Below are 20,981 nucleotides of genomic sequence, written 5' to 3'. Positions count from 1 at the left end.
ACGACACGCGAACGAGGTGTGGCGGACAACACACACCGGGGCGGCGGTTCGCGCCCGAGCGGGACCGGCCGGGCGCGCGGCGGCAGCGGAAGACGCGGTGCCGCACGGCGAGCGCACCCCCGCCCGCACCCTCGCCGCACCCCTGCGACGGAACCCTCACAGCGCCCCACAAAGGCAGCCCGGAGCCCGCATCGGCGCAGCACAGAGGGCTATACATCGAGTGTATACACCGCATGTATAGTCGCGACATGCCTTTGCTGCCCAGGAAGATGAAAAGACCGGGGACCAGGTTCCGTACGGCCGCGGCGATCTCCGCCGCCGTCGCGCTGGCCCTTCCGCTGACGGGGTGCACGACCGTGCACACCACCGCGCCGAGCACCGCCCGCGCGGGAGCCGCGACCGACGTGCAGGCACGCTTCGGAACCGTCGACTGCCGCGAGGCCAAGTGCATCGCGCTGACCTTCGACGCCGGACCGAGCGAGCACTCGGCCCGGCTGCTCGACATCCTCAAGGAGAAGCAGGTCCCGGCGACCTTCTTCCTGCTCGGCAAGCGGCACATCGAGAAGTACCCCGAGCTGGTGAAACGGATGGCCGACGAGGGTCACGAGGTGGCCAGCCACACCTGGGACCACAAGATCCTGACGCGCATCCCGCCGGAGCAGATACGCGAGGAGCTGGAGCGGCCCAACGACGCGATAGAGCGGCTCACCGGCCGCAAGCCGACGCTGATGCGTCCGCCGCAGGGACGCACGAACGACACGGTGCACCGGATCAGCCGCGAACTCGGGCTCGCCGAGGTCCTGTGGAGCGTCACCGCCAAGGACTACCGGACGAACGATTCGGCGCTGATAGAGAAGCGCGTCCTCCAGCAGTCGTCCCGGGACGGGATCATCCTGCTGCACGACCTCTACCCGGGCACCGTGCCCGCGGTGCCCGGGATCATCGACGCGCTCAAGAAGCGCGGGTACGTCTTCGTGACGGTGCCGCAGCTACTGGCCCCGGGGAAGGCCGAGCCCGGCACCGTGTACCGGCCCTGAGGAACGTGAACGGGCCTGTACGGGCCGATGAGCTCGTACCCGCCGACGGGCTCGCCCGCGCAGCCGAGCGTGTACGAACCGACGGGCTCGTACGCGCCGACGAGCTCGTATGCGCAAGTGAGCGCCTACGAGCGTCGCCGGACACGCGCGGGCTCCGGCGGACACGCGCGGGCTCCGGCGGACGCCCGCGTACCCGCCCGCCCCGCCGGCGGTCAGCCGAGGCGCACCGGCAGCACCCGGTGGCCGTGGCCGATGAACGACTCGGCGAGGCGAGCCGGTCCCGCCGACTCGTCGAACCGCAGATCCGGGAAACGCGCGAAGAGCGCCGGGAGCGCGATGGACGCCTCCAGCCGGGCCAGCGGGGCGCCGACGCAGTAGTGCACGCCGTGGCCGAAGGCGAGGTGCTCCTTGTCGGCGCGCGTGACGTCGAAGCGGCCCGCGGTCTCGCCGTGCAGCAGCGGGTCGCGCCCGGCCGCCGCGTACGTCGCCAGGATCGCGTCGCCGCGCGGGATCAGTGCGCCGTCGGGAAGCTTGATGTCCTCGACGGCGTACCGGAGCGGGAGGTTGGCGATCGACGGGGCCCAGCGCAGGGTCTCCTCGATGACCTCGCTCCAGGGGATCTCGGCGGCGAGGACGCGAGCGAGCTGGTCGGGGTGGGAGAGCAGTGCGTGCACCGCGTTGCCGATCAGGTTCACGGTCGTTTCGTGACCCGCGCCGATGACCAGGAGCAGCGTGTCGATCAGTTCGGTCTCGCTGAGCTGCGAGCCCTCCTCGTCACGGGCGGCGATCAGGGCGGTCGTCATGTCGTCGCCGGGCCGCTCGCGCTTCGACGCCACCAGTCCGGCGAGCAGTTCATGGACTTCCCGGTAGGTGGCCATGGCCTGTTCGGGGGTGATCGTGGTGTCCATGTTGGCCTCGATGAGGCGTGCGGTGTCGGCCCGCCGGTCTTCGGGCAGACCGAAGAGCTCGCAGATCACCTCCATCGGCAGCGGGTGCGCGTACGCGGAGCGGAGGTCGACCCGCCCCTCTGGCACCTCGGCCATACGGTCGAGGAGCCGGGCGGCGATCTCCTCGATGCGCGGCCTCAGCGCGTCCGTGCGCCGCTTGGTGAACGCGGGCGAGACGAGCCTGCGCAGCCTGCGGTGATCGGCGCCGTACGCCGTGAACATGTTGGTCACGCCGACCCAGAGACTGACCCACGTCTCGCGGTACCGGCCGTCGATCCGTTCCGGCCAGTGCTGCTCGGGATCCTTCGACACCCGGTCGTCGGCCAGGAGTTGCTTGAGGACCGCGTGCCGGGTGGGGGCCCAGGCCCGTATCCCGCCCGGGAGTTCGACGAGGGCGACGGGGCCGCGCTCGCGCAGCCTGTCCGCCTCCGCGTGGAGATCGGCGCCTGCGGGATCGATGACATAGGGCTGTTCCGGCACGGGGGCTCCTGTCTCGGGGTGGGGGTCACCAGTCGAGGTGCGGTGTCTCGGGCGAGCGTGGGTGGGGGCGTGGAGGATCCAGGGAGCGGGCAGGTCACGTGGGGCGGGCAGGCCGGGTGACGTACGGACCTGGTGCGGTCCGTACGTCAACTGATCAAGAATAAGCGGGAGTTGCCGGACAGGGGGGCGGGTTCACGCCGTCGGGCAGGACAGCCGCTCCGCGGACGTGGCGGGGCGGAGCCGGCCGTGGGCGTCCCATTCCCGGCCGCCACAGGGCGGCCTGAGCTGCCGGTGCGGCCTGATGTGGTCCACGATCCGGCCGACCCTCTCCGTCGCCTCGTCGAGGCCGAGGACGCCGGTGCGGGGCGTGTACTCGCTCATGTGCGTCCCCGTCGGACGACGTCGACGAGCCGCGGCGCGACGTCCGGCGCACCCGGCCCAGGGCGAGCACCGGCCGCGACGATGCCGCGCCCGACCCCGTGAGGGCGACCCGGGCCCGCCGCCGGTGCTCGCCGAAGAGTCTCCGCCGCCGTGACATCCGTGGTGTCCGGGTCCTGCCGTTCCGTGACGACGAACTCAGCGTCCCGGCCGACCGGTTGAGAGCTCGGGCCGCCGGACGCTCAGAACACGACGGTCCACCCCTCGCGCCCCGCCTGCCGAGCCGTGTACGCGACGCCGTGCACCTTGAGGCCCTGGGCGTCCAGAAGGGTGATCTGGCCGCCGCCGTTGCCCAGTTGGACCCCGTCCGACACGGGGACCAGGAGCGTCGCGCCGGCGGCGAGCGGACCGGCGGGCAGCGGGCAGGTGTGACCCAGGCGGTCCGCGATGCGCCAGCCGGCGAGGTCCACCGGTGCGGGTGAGGCGTTGAGCAGCGTGACGTTCTCCGCCTCGGGTGCCGGACCCCGGGGATTGACGAGGGCCGCCACGATGCGCACCGGCCGGTCGTCGGCCTCCGGACGGGAGTCGTCGGGCGGGACGACGGCGTGCCCCGTGACGTCGTCCGTGTGCCAGGACTGGCTCTGGAAGGCGAGGAAGACGCCGACCCAGCGCGACTGGGCCGGGAAGTGGATCAGCAGTCCGCCGTCCTGCCAGACACCGTCGTCGTCCTGGAAGCGGGCGCTGTTGCCCTGGTTCATATGGATGTCGTGGACGCCGTTCCCGGGCAGGAATCCGAAGATCTTGTCCTTGACGGCCGGTTCGGGACCGAAGCGTTCGCCGAAGAGGTACACCCGGGCGGCCGGGTCGTCCACCGCGCGCCTGACGTAATGGTCGAGCAGGTCCGCCAGGTCGTTGTCGGGGCCCTGCGCGTCGGGCGGCAGCGGGCGCATCCGCGCCGGGTCGAAGAGGTTGCCGCGGACGAAGTCGAGATTCGGGCCGCCGGGGCCGGACGGCAGCGCGTTCCAGCCGGAGGGCAGGCCTTCCAGCCGTGCGGTGACCGGGTGGTGCAGGTCGTCGTCGACGAGGTAGAGCAGCTCGGACGGCCGCTCCTGCGACTTCACGTTGACGGCGGCACGGTAGTGGACGCCTTGATCGTCCGTCAGATGGATCTGGTAGTGCGGGGTGTCGACGGAACCCTCCCGGCGGGTGTCGACCGCCCGTGTGATCAGTACGCCGTACGCCTTCAGCGGCATGGTGACCAACTCCCCCTGGGGACGGCGGCACTGCGCGTCCCCTTGAGGAAATGGTAGGGGCGGTGGCATCACATTTCGGGTGGTTGCGCAATGATTCATCTCCCGTTCGGGGCCTACGATCGCGCCGTGGTTCTCTTCGTGTTCGAACGCTCGGCCCCGCACTCCGTCGAGGAGAGCTGGCGCCGTCTGACCGACTGGCCGCGGCACGCGGCCGTCGTGCCGCTGACCCGCGTCACCGTGCGCACGCCGCCACCGACCCGGGTGGGCACGGTGTTCGTGGCACGGTCGGGCATGGGGCCCTTGGCGTTCGACGATCCGATGGAGGTCGTCACCTGGCAGCCGCCCGCGGAGGGGCGGCCGGGACGGTGCCGGCTCGTGAAGCTCGGCACGTTCGTGACGGGGTGGGCGGAGATCGAGGTGCATCCGGCCTCCCGGGAGCGGCCGGGGGCGCCCGGCCCGGCGGGGGCACCGGACCACCCCGCCACCGGCTCCCGGGTGGTGTGGCGGGAGGACCTGAGCGTGCGGTGGCTGCCCGGGGCGGCCGACCGCCCGCTGCACCGGACGGCGCGCTGGATGTTCGGGCGGGCGGTCGACGGGCTGCTGCGGACCGATTGAGGCGCCCGCGCCCCTGGGGACGGACCGACCGGACGGACCCACCGGACGGCAGGACCGACCGGACCGACCGGACGGCAGGACCGGGCGGACCGACCCGACCGACCAGACGGCAGGACCGGGCGGACCGACCCGACCGACCAGACGGCAGGACCGGGCGGACCGACCCGACCGACCGGACGGCAGGACCGGGCGGACGGCAGGACCGGACGCCAGGACCGGACGGCCTGAGCCGTTCAGGCCGTGGGCGGACAGGACCAGGGGCCCACGCCCGTGGCTCAGCTGCGTGGCAGGACCGGCGGGTTGGCGAACCGCACCAGTTCCAGGGCCTGTTCGGGGAACCAGTCGCCCGCCTCGGGGTCGACCGTCCCGCGCTCCGGGTCCTCGGGCCCCGGCGTACCGCGCAGGCACAGCCCGTCCGACTCGCCCGGCGTCTTGATCCACAGCCGGGCGTCCTGCAGCGGGTCACCGGTGCGCAGGGTGGGCCGGGCGCCCAGGCCGCGGTCCGGCGGGTTGCACCAGTCCTGCGGGTCCGGATAGGCGCCGGCCGGAGGTGTCCAGGGGCCCTGCCCGTTGCGGCTGGAGTCGGTGACGAAGTGCGTCATCCGGGACGGGGGCGTGTGCACGTTCGCGTCGAGCCAGGCCTGCGCGTCCGCCCGCGGCCACCACTGATTCGGGCAGGCGGCGACGTCGCCGCCCGCGCCCACGTAGGCGATGCACGAGGAGATCAGCTTGCCGTACCAGGAGTTGGCGTCGTCGGTGTTGTAGTTCGAGGCGTTCGTGTAGAAGCCGGACGCGTGCCCGACCCCGCCCTTGATCAGGCGCGGCACGATGGAGTCGACGGTGTGCCAGCCGGGATGTCCGGTGTCGAGGTAGACCCGGGTTCCGCGCAGCGGCTCCAGGTGGTCCACCGCGTAGTTGACCTCCAGGTACCGCGCGGCGGTCTTCGTGCCCTGCACGTCGTCCTGGCCGCAGTCCGACGGCAGCAGCGCGAGGGCGTCGGGCTCCAGGGTGACCATCGCGTCGCGGCTGCCGATCCCCCGTGCCACGGCGTCGATCCATTCCTTGTACTCGGCGGTGTCGGCGGCCCCGCCCGCGGAGTAGTTGGAGCAGTCGCGGCCGGGGATGTTGTAGAGCGCGAGCACGGGGACGGCGTCGTCCTCGTCGGCGTCCCGGACGACCTGGCGGACCATGCGCTCCACCTGGGCGGGCGTCTGGTCGCCGAACCAGACGGCCTGGGGCGTGTCGACCATGGCCAGGATGCCCGCCGCGTCCAGGAACTTGCCCTGGCGGGCGAGTTCGTAGGCCTGCCGGTACGCCTGCGGGTTGGCGTCGGGGACGTACAAAGAGGGGCCGCGGCCGGCCGGCCCGGCGGTGTCGGCGGCCTGCGCGGACGGGGCGGCGAACAGGGCCGTCAGTCCGAGCGAGAGGGCGGCGAGCCAGGTGGAGGCACGTCTCATAGGGGTTCACTCCTGATGCGCAACGGTCACGAGGGACTTGCGGGAGCGCTCCCATGAGCGTCATCGAAGGCCATGCTCGCGTCAATACGCCTGCACGAGAAAGGCCCGTCGCACCGGGCGACGGGCCCGCGCGGGACAAGGCTCCGGCCATAGGCAGGGTGCCTCTCCCCCAGCGGTGACCTGCCACGACGGCGGGTCAGGCCACCGACCCGATCCGCGTCGCGGACACCGACGCCGCATCGTGGTGGATCGGCGTGTGCGCGCCGGTCAGCGAAATGCCGCTGCCGCCACGCCGGTTGGCGACGATCTCCGAGGCGATGGACAGGGCCGTCTCCTCCGGTGTGCGGGCGCCGAGATCCAGGCCGATCGGCGACCTGAGCCGCGCCAGCTCCAGTTCGGTGACGCCGACCTCGCGCAGGCGGTCGTTGCGCTCCAGGTGGGTGCGGCGCGACCCCATCGCGCCGACGTAGGCGACCGGGCGCCGCAGGGCGAGCCGGAGCAGCGGTACGTCGAACTTGGCGTCGTGGGTCAGCACGCAGAGCACCGTCCTGGAGTCGGTCTCGGTGCCCTCCAGGTAGGTGTGGGGCCACTCGACGACGATCTCGTCCGCCTCGGGGAAGCGGGTGGCCGTCGCGAAGACCGGGCGCGCGTCGCACACCGTCACCCGGTAGCCCAGGAACTTGCCGATGCGGACGAGGGCCGAGGCGAAGTCGATCGCCCCGAAGACGATCATGCGGGGCGGCGGCACCGAGGACTCGACGAGCACGGTGAGCGGTGCTCCGCAGCGGGAGCCCTGCTCCCCGATCTCCAGGGTGCCGGTGCGCCCCGCGTCCAGCAGGGCGGCGGCCTCCCCCACCACGGTGCGGTCGAGTTCGGGGTGGGCGCCGAAGCCGCCCTCGTAGGAGCCGTCGGGGCGTACGAGCAGGGCGCGGCCCATCAGTTCCGCGGGCCCGGAGACGACGCGTGCCACCGCGGCCGCCCGCCCGCCCGCGGCGGCGGCCAGCGCGTCCGCCAGCACCGGCCGGGCGGCGTCGCCGGCGCGCACCGGGGTGACCAGGATGTCGATGATGCCGCCGCAGGTCAGGCCGACCGCGAAGGCGTCGTCGTCGCTGTAGCCGAAGCGTTCGAGGACGGTCTCGCCGTCCTCCAGGGCCTGTCGGCACAGTTCGTAGACCGCGCCCTCCACGCAACCGCCGGAGACCGAGCCGATCGCCGTGCCGTCGGAGTCGACCGCGAGTGCGGCGCCCGGCTGGCGGGGTGCGCTGCCGCCGACGGCCACGACGGTGGCGACGGCGAATTCGCGTCCCTGCTCGACCCACCGGTGCAGCTCTTCGGCGATGTCCAGCATCTCTCGGTCTCCTTCACAGCGGTTGCGTGGTGGGTGGCCGGGCGTCAGTGGACGCCCATCCAGCTTTCGATCGGGTTGAGGGCGAAGTAGACGAAGAAGATCAACGTCAGACCCCACATGAACGCCCCGATCTCACGGGCCTTGCCCTGGGCGATCTTGATGGCGACGTACGAGATCACGCCGGCCGCGACTCCCGCGGTGATCGAGTACGTGAAGGGCATGATCACGACGGTCAGGAAGACCGGGATCGCGGTGGCACGGTCGGCCCAGTCCACGTGGCGGGCGTTCATCATCATCATGGCGCCGATCACGACCAGGGCCGCCGCGGCGACCTCGCCGGGGACGATCGCCGTGAGCGGGGTGAAGAACAGGCAGGCCGCGAAGAACAGGCCGGTGACGACGGAGGAGAGGCCCGTGCGGGCGCCCTCGCCGACACCGGTCGCCGATTCGACGAAGACCGTCTGGCCGGAGGCGCCGGCGACACCGCCGACCGCGCCGCCCGCGCCGTCGATGAACAGGGCCTTGGACAGGCCCGGCATCCGGCCCTGGGCGTCGGCGAGCTTGGCCTCGGTGCCGACGCCGATGATGGTGGCCATCGCGTCGAAGAACCCGGCGAGCACGAGGGTGAAGACGATCATGCCGACCGTCATCGCGCCCACTTCGCCCCAGCCGCCGAACTCGACCTTGCCGAAGAGCGAGAAGTCCGGCATCGAGACGGCGCTGCCGTGCAGTTCGGGGGCGCCGCTGGCCCACTGCTTGGGGTCGATGACGCCGGCGGCGTTGAGGACGACGGCGACCACGGTGCCGCCGACGATGCCGATCAGGATCGCGCCGGGGATGCCGCGCGCCTGGAGCATGAAGATCGCGAGCAGGGTCGCCGCGAAGAGCAGGACCGGCCAGCCGGCGAGTTCACCGGTCGGGCCGAGGGTCACCGGGGTCGACTTGCCCTGGTGCACGAAGCCGGCCTTCACCAGGCCGATGAGGGCGACAAAGAGACCGATGCCCATGGTGATCGCGTGCTTCAGCGCCAACGGGATCGCGTTCATGATCATCTCGCGCAGGCCGGTGACGACCAGGAGCATGATCACGGCGCCGTACATCACACACATGCCCATGGCCTGCGGCCAGGTCATCTGCGGGGCGACCTGCGAGGAGAGCACACCGGAGACGGAGAGGCCGGCGGCGAGGGCGAGCGGCACCTTGCCGGCGAACCCCATCAGAAGCGTGGTGAAGGCCGCCGCGAACGCGGTCGCGGTGATCAGGGCCTTCTGGCCGAGCGTGTCCCCCGCCGCGTCCTTGCCGGACAGGATGAGGGGGTTGAGCAACAGGATGTACGCCATCGCCATGAAGGTGGTGACGCCGCCGCGCACCTCGCGCGCGATCGAGCTCTCCCGCTGGGATATGTGGAAGTACCGGTCGAGCCAGGACCGTCCGGCCGGGACGCGGCTACCCGCGCCCGCGTCCTCCGCGACGGTCTTCGGCTCCAGAGACTGCTGGGTCATGTGGGCCTACTCCCAAGGTTCAAAGGGGCACCCGAGACAGCCGCCCTGACGGCTGATCAACCGCTCGTGCGGCTGTGGGATTTGGGAAGGTGCTTCGGCCGCACGACCCGGGGGACGGCCCGAGACGAACGATCAGGATCTGCTGCTGGTACTGACGATGATCACTTTCCGATGGTTCAAGTTCCGCGAGCGGTGCGGCGCTTGAGTACTCCGGGCGGCGCGACGAAGTGTGACGTTCCCTGCGCCGCCCGGAGAGTCCTGCCCGGTGCCTACGCGGTGCCCGTGAGGTGCTCGGGGCGTACCGGTGTCCGGTCGAGCTGCAGACCCGTCGCGTTCCGGATCGCCGCGAGGACGGCCGGGGTGGACGACAGGGTCGGTGCCTCGCCGATGCCACGGAGCCCGTACGGGGCGTGGTCGTCGGCGAGTTCGAGCACGTCGACGGGGATGGTCGGCGTGTCGAGGATCGTGGGGATCAGGTAGTCCGTGAAGGAGGGGTTGCGCACCTTCGCGGTCTTCGGGTCGACGATGATCTCCTCCATGACCGCCACGCCGAGGCCCTGGGTGGTGCCACCCTGGATCTGACCGACGACGGACAGCGGGTTGAGGGCCTTGCCGACGTCCTGGGCGCAGGCCAGTTCGACTACCTTGACCAGGCCGAGCTCGGTGTCCACCTCGACGACGGCGCGGTGCGCGGCGAACGAGTACTGGACGTGCCCGAATCCCTGGCCGGTGCGCAGGTCGAACGCCTCCGTCGGACGGTGCCGCCACTCGGCCTCGACCTCGACGGCCTCGCCTTCGAGCACGTCGGCCAGATCGGCGAGGACCTCGCCGCCGTCGGTGACGACCTTGCCGCCCTCCAGGAGGAGTTCTGCCGTCGCCCACGCGGGGTGGTAGGTGCCGAACTTGCGCCGGCCGAGCTCCAGGACCTTCTCGCGCACCAGCTCGCAGGAGTTCTTGACGGCGCCGCCGGTGACGTACGTCTGGCGCGACGCGGACGTCGAACCGGCGCTGCCCACCTGTGTGTCGGCGGGGTGGATGGTCACCTGGGTGACGCCCAGCTCGGTGCGGGCGATCTGCGCGTGGACCGTGACGCCGCCCTGGCCGACCTCGGCCATCGCGGTGTGGACCGTGGCGACGGGCTCGCCGCCCACGACCTCCATGCGGACCTTCGCGGTCGAGTAGTCGTCGAAGCCCTCGGAGAAGCCGACGTTCTTGATGCCGACCGCGTAGCCGATGCCGCGGACGACGCCCTCGCCGTGCGTGGTGTTGGACAGGCCGCCGGGCAGCTGCCGTACGTCGGCGCCCTCGGAGCTCTCCCACTGGCGCTCGGGCGGCAGCGGCATCGCCTTGACGCGGCGCAGCAGTTCGGCGACGGGGGCCGGCGAGTCGACCGGCTGCCCGGTCGGCATGATCGTGCCCTGTTCCATGGCGTTGAGCTGCCGGAACTCGACCCGGTCCATGCCCACCGCGTCGGCGAGCTTGTCCATCTGGGCCTCGTAGGCGAAGCACGCCTGCACCGCGCCGAAGCCGCGCATGGCGCCGCAGGGCGGGTTGTTGGTGTAGAGCGCGATGGCCTCGATGTCGACGTCGTCGATCACGTACGGGCCGACGCTCAGCGAGGAGGCGTTGCCGACGACCGCCGGGGAGGCCGACGCGTAGGCGCCGCCGTCCAGGACGATCCTGCACTTCATGTGCGTGAGCTTGCCGTCCTTGGTGGCGCCGTGCTCGTAGTAGAGCTTCGCCGGGTGCCGGTGGACGTGTCCGAAGAAGGACTCGAACCGGTTGTAGACGATCTTGACGGGCTTGCCGGTGCGCAGCGCCAGCAGGCAGGCGTGGATCTGCATCGACAGGTCCTCGCGGCCGCCGAAGGCGCCGCCGACGCCGGAGAGCGTCATCCGGACCTTGTCCTCGGGCAGGCCGAGGACCGGGGCGATCTGGCGCAGGTCGGAGTGGAGCCACTGGGTGGCGATGTAGAGGTCGACACCGCCGTCCTCGCCCGGCACCGCGAGGCCGGACTCCGGGCCGAGGAAGGCCTGGTCCTGCATGCCGAAGGTGTACTCGCCCTTGACGACGAAGTCGGCCTTCTCGGCGGCCTCGTCGGCGTTGCCGCGGATGATCGGCTGACGGTGCACGATGTTCGGGTGCGGGACGTGGCCGATGTGGTGGTCGTCGCGGTTCTCGTGGATGAGGATCGCGTCGGGCGCGGTCGCGGACGCCTCGTCCGTGACGACGGGCAGTTCGCGGTACTCGACCTTGATCTTCGCGGCGGCGCGGCGCGCGGTCTCCGGGTGGTCGGCGGCGACGATCGCGACGGGCTCGCCGTGGTGGCGGACCTTGCCGTGCGCGAGGACCGGGGTGTCCTGGATCTCCAGGCCGTAGTTCTTCACGGCGGTCGGCAGGTCGTCGTACGTCATGACGGCGTAGACGCCCGGCTGTGCGAGGGCCTCGGAGGTGTCGATCGACACGATCTCGGCGTGGGCGACCGTGGAGCGCAGGATCTGCCCCCACAGCATGTCCTCGTGCCACATGTCGGACGAGTAGGCGAACTCGCCGGTGACCTTGAGGGTGCCGTCCGGGCGGAGGGTGGACTCCCCGATGCCGCCCTTGGTCTGCGACCCCTGGGTCACCTTGGACGGGATGCCGGTGGTACGTGTGTCGGCCATGGCGTCAGACCCCCTCGGGCTCGGACTGGCGCGCGGCGGCGAGCCGGACGGCGTCCATGATCTTCTCGTAGCCCGTGCAGCGGCACAGGTTGCCCGACAGCGCCTCACGGATGTCCGCGTCGCTCGGGTTCGGGTTGCGCTCCAGCATCTCGTCGGCGGCGACCAGCAGGCCCGGGGTGCAGAAACCGCACTGGACGGCACCGGCGTCGATGAACGCCTCCTGGACGGGCGAGAGTTCGACGCCCTCGCCGGTCTGCGAGTCGTGGCCCTTGGCCGCCCACTGCTTCGCCGCGTCGAGCGACGTCCCGCCCTTCTCGGCGGATCCGCAGGCGCCGGTCGCACAACCACCGTGCTCCGCACGCTGCTTGGCGAAGTCGGCGAGCCCCTCGACCGTGACGACCTCGCGGCCCTCGACCTGGCCGGCGGCGACCAGACACGAACACACCGGCACACCGTCGAGGCGGACCGTGCAGGAACCGCACTCTCCCTGCTCACAGGCGTTCTTGGAGCCGGGCAGGCCCAGGCGCTCGCGCAGGACGTAGAGGAGCGACTCGCCCTCCCAGACGTCGTCGGCCTCCTGTGGACGGCCGTTGACCGTGAAATTGACGCGCATTACGCGACTCCCTCCGTGGCGGCGGCGGTGCCGCGGTACGACTCCCAGGTCCAGGTCAGGGTGCGGCGGGCCATGATGCCGACCGCGTGGCGGCGGTAGCTCGCCGTGCCCCGGACGTCGTCGATCGGGTTGCAGGCGGCGGAGCACAGGTCCGCGAACTGCTTGGCGACCGACGGGGTGATGATCTTTCCGTTGTCCCAGAAGCCGCCCTCTTCGAGCGCCGCGTTCAGGAAGTCCTCGGCGGTCTTCGCGCGGACCGGGGTCGGTGCCGCGGAGCCGATGCCGGTGCGGACCGTGCGGGTCCGCGGGTGCAGGGCGAGGCCGAAGGCGCACACCGCGATGACCATGGCGTTGCGGGTGCCGACCTTCGAGTACTGCTGGGGGCCGTCGGCCTTCTTGACGTGGACGGCGCGGATCAGTTCGTCGGCGGCGAGCGCGTTGCGCTTCACACCGGTGTAGAACTCGTCGATCGGGATGAGGCGGGAGCCGCGTACCGACTCGACCTCGACCTCGGCGCCTGCCGCGAGGAGCGCGGGGTGGGCGTCGCCGGCCGGGGAGGCGGTGCCGAGGTTGCCGCCGACGCCGCCGCGGTTGCGGATCTGCGGGGAGGCCACCGTGTGGGAGGCCAGCGCCAGGCCGGGAAGCTCGCCGCGCAGGTGCTCCATGATCTGGGTGTACGGAACGGAGGCGCCCAGGCGCACGCTCTCCTCGCCGACCTCCCACTCGCTCAGCTCGCCGATGCGGTTGAGATCCAGGAGGTACTCGGGCCGGCGGTGGTCGAAGTTGATCTCGACCATCACATCGGTGCCACCCGCAATCGGCACAGCGGTGGGGTGCTCAGCCTTGGCGGCGAGCGCCTCCTCCCAGCTGGCGGGGCGAAGGAAGTCCATGAGTGGCTCTCTTCTTCGTATCGTGGGTCGTTCTGTTCAAGCCAGATCGTGTGCGGCGGGCCCGGCTCGTTCATGAGTTGTTAACGCGGAGTGGGGCCAGTACACAGCGCCGTCCCGCACCGGGGTCAGTCACCGAAACCATGAAGGAGTTGGCTGGCCAGGGAGCTCATCTTGTAGATTCGTATGAACGGAGGTCATCAGTAACCTCTTCGCTTTCCTCTGGAAACATCCGGCACGACCTGGGAATCAAGGAGCACCGCTCACGAAAGCCCAGGACACGGCCACACGGCGGCCACGGCCACCGTCCTGAGGACCCGTGCCCCCGCTCCCGAGGGGGGCGACCCACGAGGGTCCTCGCCACAGAACCATCGTAGATTTCGAGACACAGAACGGCGGCGACGAGAATGCGGCTGCGCGCACTGCTGGACACCGACGCGCTGGGCCTGCGGCTGCTCGGCGGCGAGGACGAGCTGGACCGCGCGGTACGCGGCGTGATGACCACGGACCTCAAGGACCCCAGCCGGTACCTCTCGGGCGGCGAGCTGGTCCTCACCGGCCTCGCCTGGCGGCACGGTGCCGCCGACTCCGAGTCCTTCGTACGCATCCTCGCCGGCGCCGGAGTCGCCGCCCTCGCCGCCGGTGAGGCGGAGCTGGGCGACGTGCCGGACGACCTGGTCCTGGCCTGCGCCCGGCACCGGCTGCCGCTGTTCGCGGTGAACGAGTCGGTGGCCTTCGCGACGATCACCGAGCACGTCGTGCGCCAGGTCTCGGGCGAGCGGGCCGGGGACCTGGCGGCCGTGGTGGACCGGCACCGGCGGATGATGACGTCCGGCCCGGCCGGCGGCGGCCCCGACGTGGTCCTCGACCTGCTCGGCAGCGACCTGGACCTGCGGGCCTGGGTCCTGTCGCCCACCGGGCGGCCCATCGCCGGATCGAAGGTCTCGGGGGCGGCCCTGCCGGCCGACGTGTGCGCCGAGCTGGCCGCCGCGCACCTGGCCGCGGCCCGCACCGGCCGCCGCGGCCCGCACCGGGTGACGGTCGGCACGACCACGTACTCGCTCTTCCCGATCCGCGCGTCCGGGCGGTCCTCCGGCGCCTCGCGGGACGTGCGCGAGACCGTGCTCTCCGACTGGCTGCTCGCCGTCGAGGCGGACGCCGGGGACTGGCCCGAGGAGCGGCTCGACCTGCTCCAGGGGGTCACCCAGCTGATCGCGGTGGAGCGGGACCGGCGCGACGCGGCACGCACCGTACGGCGGCGGCTCGCGCAGGAGGTGCTGGAGCTGGTGCAGACGGGGGCGGCGCCGGCCGAGATCGCGGCGCGGCTGCGGGTCGCGGCACCGGTCCTGCTGCCCGGCCTCGGCGCCGCCCCGCACTGGCAGGTGGTCGTGGCGCGCGTCGAGTGGGAGGGCGGCGAGATCGAGGGCGGTCCGGTCGCCCAGTCGCTGCTGGAGGAGATCCTCGTCGACCCGCTGTCCGCCGGCCCCGAGCACTCCGACCGGATAGCGGTCGCCCATACGGGCGATGAGGCCATCGCGCTCGTCCCGCTCCCGGCGGTGTCCGCCGAGCACGACGGATCCGAGGAGGGACTGCTCGCCGACTCCCTCCTGGCTGCGGTGCGGGATCCGCTGTCCGCCGGCCTCGACGACGACGGGCGGGTCACCCTCGGCGTCAGCGCCGCCGTGCACTCGGCGGAGGGTCTGCGCGGGGCGCTGGAGGAGGCCCGGCACGCCCGCAGGGTCGCCGCCGCGCGTCCCGGCCGGGTCTGCGCGGCCGGGCACCAGGAGCTGGCCTCGCACGTGCTTCTGCTGCCCTTCGTGCCGGACGACGTGCGCCGCGCCTTCACCGCCCGGCTCCTGGACCCGCTGCGGGACTACGACCGCCGGCACCGCGCCGAGCTGATCCCCACCCTGGAGGCGTTCCTGGACTGCGACGGTTCCTGGACCCGTTGCGCCACCCGTCTGCACCTGCACGTCAACACACTGCGCTACCGCGTCGGCCGGATCGAACAGTTGACGAGTCGTGATCTGTCCCGCCTGGAGGACAAGTTGGACTTCTTCCTGGCACTGCGCATGAGCTGACGCGCGACGGCCGCCGGCGGCGGCCGAACACCTATGACTTTGTGAAATCCTTCACCCACCCTCTTGGCCGGGCCCCGCGATCCGTGCTGAGATGCCACCACTCAACAGCTCAATGGTGTGCTCGGGGAGGGCAACGTGGCGCATACCGCCATGTCTGGTCACGGAACGACTGCAGGGGACGATCCACTCCAGACCGCGGTATGGCGGCTGCGCTCGCGAGCCTGCTGGGCCGACGCGGCCGCGCTGCTCCAGCCGCACACCGCGGAGGCGGCGCTCCAGCGGGCGTCGCTGCTCGTCGAACGGTGCCTGTACACCGAACAGGGCTGGGCCGAGGCGGAGGACGCGCTGCGGACCGCGGAGGCGATCGCGCAGAGCGACGACGAGCGCGGTGCGGCGGCCTGTGAGCGGGGGCAGCTCGCGTACGCGGCGACTCTGCTCGGCGTGCGCGACCGGGCGGACGAGGCGCGGGCCGCGCTCGGCCGGGCCGCCGCGCTGCTCGCGCCCGGGGCCCGGGGCCGGGCCCTGCTGGACTTCCGGCGCGGACTGCTCGCCGAGAACCTGGCGCGCTCCCCGCAGGCCGCCCGCGCCGCCTACCGGCGCGCGCACGCGGGCGCGGTGGCGCACGACGATCCGCTGCTGCTCTCCTTCACCTGGCGGCATCTGGCCGGACTCGCCCTGCGGGACGGCGAGTTGGCCGAGGCGCGGCACGGGTTCGCGGAATCACTGCGGATCCGCGAGGAGTTGGGCTACCTCGTGGGCACGGCTCCCGCCCTGGCGTCACTGGCGGACGCCGAGGCCGAACCGGAGGCGTCGCGCCTGCGCGCGGAGGCGGGCCGCCTGTTCCGTCTGCTCGGCGGCGTCCCGACCTGGCTGGCCCGCCAACTGGCCCCACCGGCGGCCACGGCCTGACCACCGGCGTCCTCGTCAGCGGGTTCGCCCGCTCCGGGCGGCCGGGACGACAGACGGCCCGCCCCGCCCGCCGCCGGGCCTCGCCCGGTCCGGGCGGGGCCCGGCGCACAAGGTCGCCGGGTGCGGGCGTCCGCGGGGCGGCCCGCTCCGGACGCGGACCGGCGAACAGGCAGTCGCGTGCACCCGCCCAGGGATCGGCCCGCTCCCGGTGACCGACCGACGAACATCCCGCCGGGGCGCCCGCCACCGGGCTCGCCCGCTCCGGACACGGACCGGCGAACAAGCCGCCGTACGCGACCGCACGCCGGCGAGCTCGCCCGGTCCGGGCGGGGCCCGGCGCACGAGGTCGCCGAGTACGCGCGTCCGCGGGGCGGCCCGCTCCGGACACGGACCGGCGAACAGGCCGCCGTGCGCGTCCGCCCCTGCGTCAGCCGCTCTGGGCGCGCGCCAGCAGGGTGCGGGCGAACTCCTGGACCGTGGTGCGGAGTTCGGGGTCGCGGGCCACGTAGACGACCACGCCCACGATCACCAGGAGGGTGAGGAGGCCGCGCAGTCCGCCGCTCCGGCCGCCGCCGTACGGCACCGGGCGGTGCGGCACGGGGCGGTGCGGATGGGGCGCCCCGGAGTGGCGCGCGTGGGCGTGGGCCATGTCGTGCATCTCGCGGTGGCTGCGTACGTGGTTCTGGTGGATCTGCTGCGCGGCCTGCTGGGCTTGCTGCTGGGCCATCCAGGACGGGTCGGGCATCGGAATCTCCCCCGGTGTCGGTCCGGCTCTCGCCGTGTACCGGGGGCCACGCCCGCGCCGCGCGCCGGGTTCCCGGCGTCACGGTGTGTTGCGCGGCGGATACCGCTCCGTGACATGCGGGAGGGGAAGGGCGCCTGCCGGTGGGGTCAGGACGCCCCGGCGAAGTGCTCGCGCACCAGCGACTGCACGACCGGCAGGTCCTCGGCGATCAACGCGTCGAGGAGGGCGGTGTGTTCGGCCGCGTCGGCGATCAGGTCGGCGCGGCCCCGGGAGACGGGACCGCCGACGAGCGGCCACTGGGCGCGCCGGTGCAGGTCGTCGGCGATCTGCACCAGTTGGCTGTTCCCGGACAGCGCCAGCACCGCACGGTGGAAGGCCCGGTCGGACTCGGCGTAGGTGGCGCGGCAGCCGGACGACGCGGCGCGCGCGGTGGCCTCGGCGAGGGGGCGCAGCTCCGCCCAGCGCCCGGCGGGCACGGTGCGCGCGAGGCGCAGCATCACCGGCACCTCGATCAGGGCGCGGACCTCGGCGAGCTCGCCGAGTTCCCGGGTGCCGCGTTCGACGACCCGGAAGCCCCGGTTGGGGACGACCTCGACGGCGCCCTCCAGGGCGAGCTGCTGCATCGCCTCCCGCACGGGGGTCGCCGACACCCCGAACCGCTCGCCGAGCACGGGTGCCGAGTACACCTCCCCCGGGGCGAGCTCGCCCGCGACGAGCGCGGTGCGCAGGGCGTCCAGGATCTGCCCGCGCACGGAGGAGCGCTGCACGACGGGTCGGACGCCCTCGACCCGCGGGCGCGGGAGGGGCGGCTCGCTGTGCGTGTGCTCGCCGCGGGCGCGGGCCGGGCCCCCGGCCTCGGGTCCGGTCACGTCCCGGGCGGCACCTGCGCCCGCACCGGGCACGGCACCGTCGGGGAACCCGCCCCGCGTCCGCTCCCTGCCCGTGCCCCGGTCCATGTCCGCAGCCGTCGGCTGTGCGGGCACCCGGACGGCCCCCGTACGGATGTCCGGGGTCCTCGCGCCTGCGGAGCCGTGCGCGCTGCGCGGACCGGACTGCTCCACGGATCCTCCTCCGGGCTTGGTGGTACTTGGGGGTCATTGCGGCGGTTGTTACCCGTCCGTCAAGCACCATAGGCGCACATGGCCTCAGTTCAAACACCCGAATTGACGGGTAAGGTAAGGTTTACCTGCTAACGATCGTGAAGCGGATGGTCCCGCATGCCCACTACCGCCCTGTCCGACGGAGCGGCCACGGACGCCCCGGCCGCCCCCGGGCGACCGTCGGCCGTCGGGGACGCGTACGCCCGGCTGACCGAGGTCTTCTCCGGGCTGAGCGTCCGCGAGCTGAGCGCCGGCGAGGCGGCGCCGTCGGGCGAGGGATGGGTCTGCGCAGCGGGGTTGGCGGCGGGCGGGACCGACCTCGACGCCTTCCTCGCATGGGACGAGGAGCAGGTGATGCGGGACTACGGACAGCGGGGGCGCCCCGACGTCGTGGCCGGCTTCGGGCTGCACCGGTACGCCTGGCCGGCCTGTCTGCTGATCACCGTGCCGTGGTTCCTGCGGCGCCGCGTCCCCCGCTTCGCTGTGGAGGACGTCACATACGAGCGCACGCTCGGCAGCATGGCCGTCCGCGTCTCGACGTTCGCCTGCCTGCCCGGCGACCCCGCGGCCGGACTTCCGGGCGCGCGGGTCGTCCCCGACGAGGAGGCGCTGCGCGCGGAGGTGCGGGCGGCGGTGGCCGAGCACCTGGAGCCGGTCCTCGGCGGCTTCGGCCCCCGCATGCGGCGGCGCGGCCGGGCGCTGTGGGGCATGGCCACCGACGAGGTCGTCGAGGGGCTCTGGTACATCGCCCACCTGCTCGGCGAGGAGCGGCGGGCGATGCGCGAGCTGGAGCTGCTGCTGCCGGGGTCGACCCAGCCGTACGCCGGCTCCGCCGCGTTCCGCGAGCTGACCGGCCCGAACGGCGAGTCCCTGCCCACCCGCGACCGGGTGACCTGCTGCTTCTTCTACACGCTGCGCCCGGAGGACACCTGCACCACCTGCCCGCGCACCTGCGACGCGGACCGGGTGGCCAAGTCGGCGGCGGCCGCGGCCGGTTGAGCCGTCCCGGACGGGAGCGGCGCGCGAGTGCCCTAAGATCAACTCCGACGACCTCCCGCACGGTGAAGCCCCGCGGATCGCAGTCGATTCACAACTTCCTCACCTGCCGCAGGAACTTTCCGTCGAACCATCCGTACGGGTAATCTTATTCGCACTCAACTCCCGTCCCTCGCACGGCAGTTCGAGCAGAACGCCGCCCTGCGCATCCCCTTGCACTCCCTTGGCGGCCTCTTGCCCCGAAACCCCCTGAGGGCTGACGGGATTGGGCCACCATGGCGGGCGTTACGCCCTATCCCAATGCAAGGGACCCCAGATGAGATTGACCGACATATCGCTGAACTGGCTGCTTCCGGGCGGCGTCTTGCTCCTGGGACTGCTGGCGGCGGTGGCGGTGCTCGCGCGCGGCAAACGGTCCGGGGAGAGCGCGAGCAGCGACGACTCGTGGGAGCGCAGCGAGGAGCGTCGCAGGCGCAAGGAGGCCATCTACGGCACGGCCTCCTACGTGCTGTTGTTCTGCTGCGCCGCGGTCGCGGCGGCGCTGTCCTTCCACGGCCTGGTCGGCTTCGGCCAGCAGAACCTCGGCCTCTCCAACGGCTGGGAGTACCTCGTCCCGTTCGGCCTGGACGGCGCGGCGATGTTCTGCTCCGTGCTCGCGGTGCGGGAGGCCAGCCACGGTGACGCGGCGCTCGGCTCCCGGATACTCGTGTGGACGTTCGCGGGTGCCGCGGCCTGGTTCAACTGGGTGCACGCTCCCCGGGGCATCGACCACGCGGGCGCCCCGCAGTTCTTCGCGGGCATGTCCCTGTCGGCCGCGGTGCTGTTCGACCGCGCGCTGAAGCAGACCCGGCGGGCCGCGCTGCGCGAGCAGGGCCTGGTCCCGCGTCCGCTGCCGCAGATCCGTATCGTCCGCTGGCTGCGCGCGCCCCGGGAGACGTACGGCGCCTGGTCGCTGATGCTCCTGGAGAACGTCCGCAGCCTGGACGAGGCCGTCGAGGAGGTCCGCGAGGACCGGCGTCAGAAGGAGCAGAACCGGCTGCGCCGCCGGGAGCAGGAGCGGGTCGAGCGCGCTCACCTCAAGGCGCTCAGCCGGGGCCACCGAGGGCTGGCCGGCCGCGGCGGCGGCCGGGAGCTGGAGACCGCGACGGTGGAGCGGGCGCCGGGCCAGGCCTCCGCGGAGCCTGCCATATCCACCGCGGAGCAGCTGCCCGTGCGCTCACGGCCGTCCCTCACTCCCGTCCGCAAGAGCACTGAGCCGATCACCGTCGACCTCACCGCGGAGGACGACACGATGGCCCTGCCGCGGCTCGACTCGCTGGAGCGCAAGCTGAAGGATCTCGAGCAGCAGTTCGGCTGAGGTCCCCGGTCCGCACGATCCGGCCGGCCCGGCCGGATCCCGGCCGGGCCCGGACACACCACGGCGGCGCGGTGTCTACGACACCGCGCCGCCGTCCAGTTCGAACCACACCGCCTTGCCCACGCCGTGCGCCCGTACCCCCCAGGCGTCGGCCAGGGACTGGACGAGGACCAGGCCTCTGCCGTGCGTACCGTCGCCGGCGTCCGGTAACCGCAGCCTGGGCCTGCGTCCGACGAAGTCCCGGACCTCGACGCGGAGTCCGCGGGGACCGACGGTGGCCGTCAGGACCGCGTCGCGGTCGGTGTGGATGAGGGCGTTGGTGACGAGCTCGCTGGTCAGCAGCTCGGCTATCTCGGAGCATCCCGGCCCGCCCCAGTGCCGTAACAGCTCCCGCAGAGCCCTGCGCACCTCGGGCACCGCCCGCAGGTCCGCCCTGCTCAGCCGGCGCCTGAGCTGCGCGCCGTCCTCCCCGTCGCCCGCCCCGTCGGCCGCTTCCTCCACTGCCTTGGCGGAGGAGGCCCCCATGGCCATGGGACCACCTCCTCGTGCCTGCCTCTTCATGACCCCCGCCTGCGTGCCGATGTCGGTTCCCCTCCAGCTCGAACACGTTCAC

General features: G+C 72.6%; 18 protein-coding genes. 6 read left to right on the top strand and 12 right to left on the bottom strand.

Features of this window, described 5'->3' with window-relative positions:
* Positions 1–269 precede the first annotated feature (269 nt).
* The gene (locus ACSYGO_RS35025) at positions 270–1,037 is read left to right on the top strand and encodes a polysaccharide deacetylase family protein (RefSeq protein ID WP_432189438.1); all 768 of its coding nucleotides are present in this window, start codon (positions 270–272) and stop codon (positions 1,035–1,037) included.
* A 212-nt stretch (positions 1,038–1,249) separates the two neighbouring features.
* Here ACSYGO_RS35025 and ACSYGO_RS35020 read toward each other — a convergent pair whose 3' ends face one another.
* The 3 genes from ACSYGO_RS35020 to ACSYGO_RS35010 form a co-directional block, all read right to left on the bottom strand.
* Positions 1,250–2,464: a cytochrome P450 family protein gene (locus ACSYGO_RS35020; RefSeq protein WP_460388971.1), complete on the bottom strand. Its 1,215-nt coding sequence runs from the start codon at positions 2,462–2,464 to the stop codon at positions 1,250–1,252.
* Positions 2,465–2,656: 192 nt separating this feature from the next.
* Positions 2,657–2,845: a hypothetical protein gene (locus tag ACSYGO_RS35015; RefSeq protein WP_432176268.1), complete on the bottom strand. Its 189-nt coding sequence runs from the start codon at positions 2,843–2,845 to the stop codon at positions 2,657–2,659.
* A 239-nt stretch (positions 2,846–3,084) separates the two neighbouring features.
* Complete coding sequence (locus ACSYGO_RS35010) at positions 3,085–4,095, bottom strand: DUF2278 family protein (protein ID WP_460388969.1); 1,011 nt, start codon at positions 4,093–4,095, stop codon at positions 3,085–3,087.
* Between the two features lie 126 nt (positions 4,096–4,221).
* On the opposite strand from ACSYGO_RS35010, the gene ACSYGO_RS35005 reads away from it, so the two are divergent.
* Positions 4,222–4,710 carry an SRPBCC family protein gene (locus ACSYGO_RS35005; protein ID WP_435227713.1) on the top strand — a complete coding sequence of 163 codons (489 nt, stop codon included), beginning with the start codon at positions 4,222–4,224 and terminating at the stop codon, positions 4,708–4,710.
* A gap of 275 nt (positions 4,711–4,985) precedes the next feature.
* Here ACSYGO_RS35005 and ACSYGO_RS35000 read toward each other — a convergent pair whose 3' ends face one another.
* From ACSYGO_RS35000 to ACSYGO_RS34975, 6 genes are all read right to left on the bottom strand, one after another.
* Positions 4,986–6,167, bottom strand: a complete 1,182-nt coding sequence (locus ACSYGO_RS35000; RefSeq protein ID WP_460388968.1) for a glycoside hydrolase family 6 protein — start codon at positions 6,165–6,167, stop codon at positions 4,986–4,988.
* Positions 6,168–6,363: 196 nt separating this feature from the next.
* Positions 6,364–7,515: an XdhC family protein gene (locus ACSYGO_RS34995; protein ID WP_426682598.1), complete on the bottom strand. Its 1,152-nt coding sequence runs from the start codon at positions 7,513–7,515 to the stop codon at positions 6,364–6,366.
* A 44-nt stretch (positions 7,516–7,559) separates the two neighbouring features.
* A complete protein-coding gene (locus ACSYGO_RS34990) occupies positions 7,560–9,017 on the bottom strand; it encodes an NCS2 family permease (protein WP_426682597.1) in 1,458 nt (485 codons plus the stop codon).
* A 269-nt stretch (positions 9,018–9,286) separates the two neighbouring features.
* Positions 9,287–11,680, bottom strand: coding sequence for a xanthine dehydrogenase family protein molybdopterin-binding subunit (locus tag ACSYGO_RS34985; protein ID WP_426682596.1), 2,394 nt, complete (start codon positions 11,678–11,680; stop codon positions 9,287–9,289).
* A gap of 4 nt (positions 11,681–11,684) precedes the next feature.
* The gene (locus ACSYGO_RS34980) at positions 11,685–12,293 is read right to left on the bottom strand and encodes a (2Fe-2S)-binding protein (protein ID WP_426682595.1); all 609 of its coding nucleotides are present in this window, start codon (positions 12,291–12,293) and stop codon (positions 11,685–11,687) included.
* Positions 12,293–13,183 (bottom strand): FAD binding domain-containing protein, encoded by an 891-nt coding sequence (locus ACSYGO_RS34975; RefSeq protein WP_432176264.1) that lies wholly within the window; start codon positions 13,181–13,183, stop codon positions 12,293–12,295. Before ACSYGO_RS34975 ends, ACSYGO_RS34980 begins: the two co-directional genes overlap by 1 nt.
* A gap of 404 nt (positions 13,184–13,587) precedes the next feature.
* Here ACSYGO_RS34975 and ACSYGO_RS34970 point away from each other — a divergent pair, with 404 nt between their 5' ends.
* Both ACSYGO_RS34970 and ACSYGO_RS34965 read left to right on the top strand, forming a co-directional pair.
* Entirely contained in the window at positions 13,588–15,261 is a 1,674-nt protein-coding gene (locus tag ACSYGO_RS34970; RefSeq protein ID WP_426682593.1) for a PucR family transcriptional regulator, read from the top strand.
* A gap of 135 nt (positions 15,262–15,396) precedes the next feature.
* Positions 15,397–16,170, top strand: coding sequence for a hypothetical protein (locus tag ACSYGO_RS34965; RefSeq protein WP_426682592.1), 774 nt, complete (start codon positions 15,397–15,399; stop codon positions 16,168–16,170).
* Between the two features lie 427 nt (positions 16,171–16,597).
* Here ACSYGO_RS34965 and ACSYGO_RS34960 read toward each other — a convergent pair whose 3' ends face one another.
* Together ACSYGO_RS34960 and ACSYGO_RS34955 are read right to left on the bottom strand one after the other, a co-directional pair.
* Positions 16,598–16,915 (bottom strand): hypothetical protein, encoded by a 318-nt coding sequence (locus tag ACSYGO_RS34960; RefSeq protein ID WP_460388966.1) that lies wholly within the window; start codon positions 16,913–16,915, stop codon positions 16,598–16,600.
* A 146-nt stretch (positions 16,916–17,061) separates the two neighbouring features.
* Positions 17,062–17,976, bottom strand: a complete 915-nt coding sequence (locus tag ACSYGO_RS34955) for a GntR family transcriptional regulator (RefSeq protein WP_460388964.1) — start codon at positions 17,974–17,976, stop codon at positions 17,062–17,064.
* A gap of 156 nt (positions 17,977–18,132) precedes the next feature.
* Here ACSYGO_RS34955 and ACSYGO_RS34950 point away from each other — a divergent pair, with 156 nt between their 5' ends.
* Entirely contained in the window at positions 18,133–19,014 is an 882-nt protein-coding gene (locus ACSYGO_RS34950; RefSeq protein ID WP_460388963.1) for a (2Fe-2S)-binding protein, read from the top strand.
* 313 nt (positions 19,015–19,327) lie between these two features.
* Positions 19,328–20,368: a DUF2637 domain-containing protein gene (locus ACSYGO_RS34945; RefSeq protein WP_426682588.1), complete on the top strand. Its 1,041-nt coding sequence runs from the start codon at positions 19,328–19,330 to the stop codon at positions 20,366–20,368.
* A gap of 75 nt (positions 20,369–20,443) precedes the next feature.
* Here ACSYGO_RS34945 and ACSYGO_RS34940 read toward each other — a convergent pair whose 3' ends face one another.
* Complete coding sequence (locus ACSYGO_RS34940) at positions 20,444–20,899, bottom strand: ATP-binding protein (RefSeq protein ID WP_426682587.1); 456 nt, start codon at positions 20,897–20,899, stop codon at positions 20,444–20,446.
* Positions 20,900–20,981: the final 82 nt, after the last annotated feature.

This window comes from Streptomyces krungchingensis, from assembly GCF_054729265.1.
Note: the sequence above shows the minus strand (reverse complement) of the source record. Positions and strands in the feature narration are given on the sequence as shown.

Coding starts and splice junctions, on each gene's coding strand:
- ACSYGO_RS34945 (WP_426682588.1), top strand. CDS start 19,328: ATGAGATTGACCGACATATCGCTGAACTGGCTGCTTCCGGGCGGCGTC.
- ACSYGO_RS35025 (WP_432189438.1), top strand. CDS start 270: ATGAAAAGACCGGGGACCAGGTTCCGTACGGCCGCGGCGATCTCCGCC.
- ACSYGO_RS34980 (WP_426682595.1), bottom strand. CDS start 12,293: ATGCGCGTCAATTTCACGGTCAACGGCCGTCCACAGGAGGCCGACGAC.
- ACSYGO_RS34970 (WP_426682593.1), top strand. CDS start 13,588: ATGCGGCTGCGCGCACTGCTGGACACCGACGCGCTGGGCCTGCGGCTG.
- ACSYGO_RS34940 (WP_426682587.1), bottom strand. CDS start 20,899: ATGGCCATGGGGGCCTCCTCCGCCAAGGCAGTGGAGGAAGCGGCCGAC.
- ACSYGO_RS34990 (WP_426682597.1), bottom strand. CDS start 9,017: ATGACCCAGCAGTCTCTGGAGCCGAAGACCGTCGCGGAGGACGCGGGC.
- ACSYGO_RS35010 (WP_460388969.1), bottom strand. CDS start 4,095: ATGCCGCTGAAGGCGTACGGCGTACTGATCACACGGGCGGTCGACACC.
- ACSYGO_RS35000 (WP_460388968.1), bottom strand. CDS start 6,167: ATGAGACGTGCCTCCACCTGGCTCGCCGCCCTCTCGCTCGGACTGACG.
- ACSYGO_RS34975 (WP_432176264.1), bottom strand. CDS start 13,183: ATGGACTTCCTTCGCCCCGCCAGCTGGGAGGAGGCGCTCGCCGCCAAG.
- ACSYGO_RS34950 (WP_460388963.1), top strand. CDS start 18,133: ATGCCCACTACCGCCCTGTCCGACGGAGCGGCCACGGACGCCCCGGCC.
- ACSYGO_RS34985 (WP_426682596.1), bottom strand. CDS start 11,680: ATGGCCGACACACGTACCACCGGCATCCCGTCCAAGGTGACCCAGGGG.
- ACSYGO_RS35015 (WP_432176268.1), bottom strand. CDS start 2,845: ATGAGCGAGTACACGCCCCGCACCGGCGTCCTCGGCCTCGACGAGGCG.
- ACSYGO_RS34995 (WP_426682598.1), bottom strand. CDS start 7,515: ATGCTGGACATCGCCGAAGAGCTGCACCGGTGGGTCGAGCAGGGACGC.
- ACSYGO_RS34960 (WP_460388966.1), bottom strand. CDS start 16,915: ATGCCCGACCCGTCCTGGATGGCCCAGCAGCAAGCCCAGCAGGCCGCG.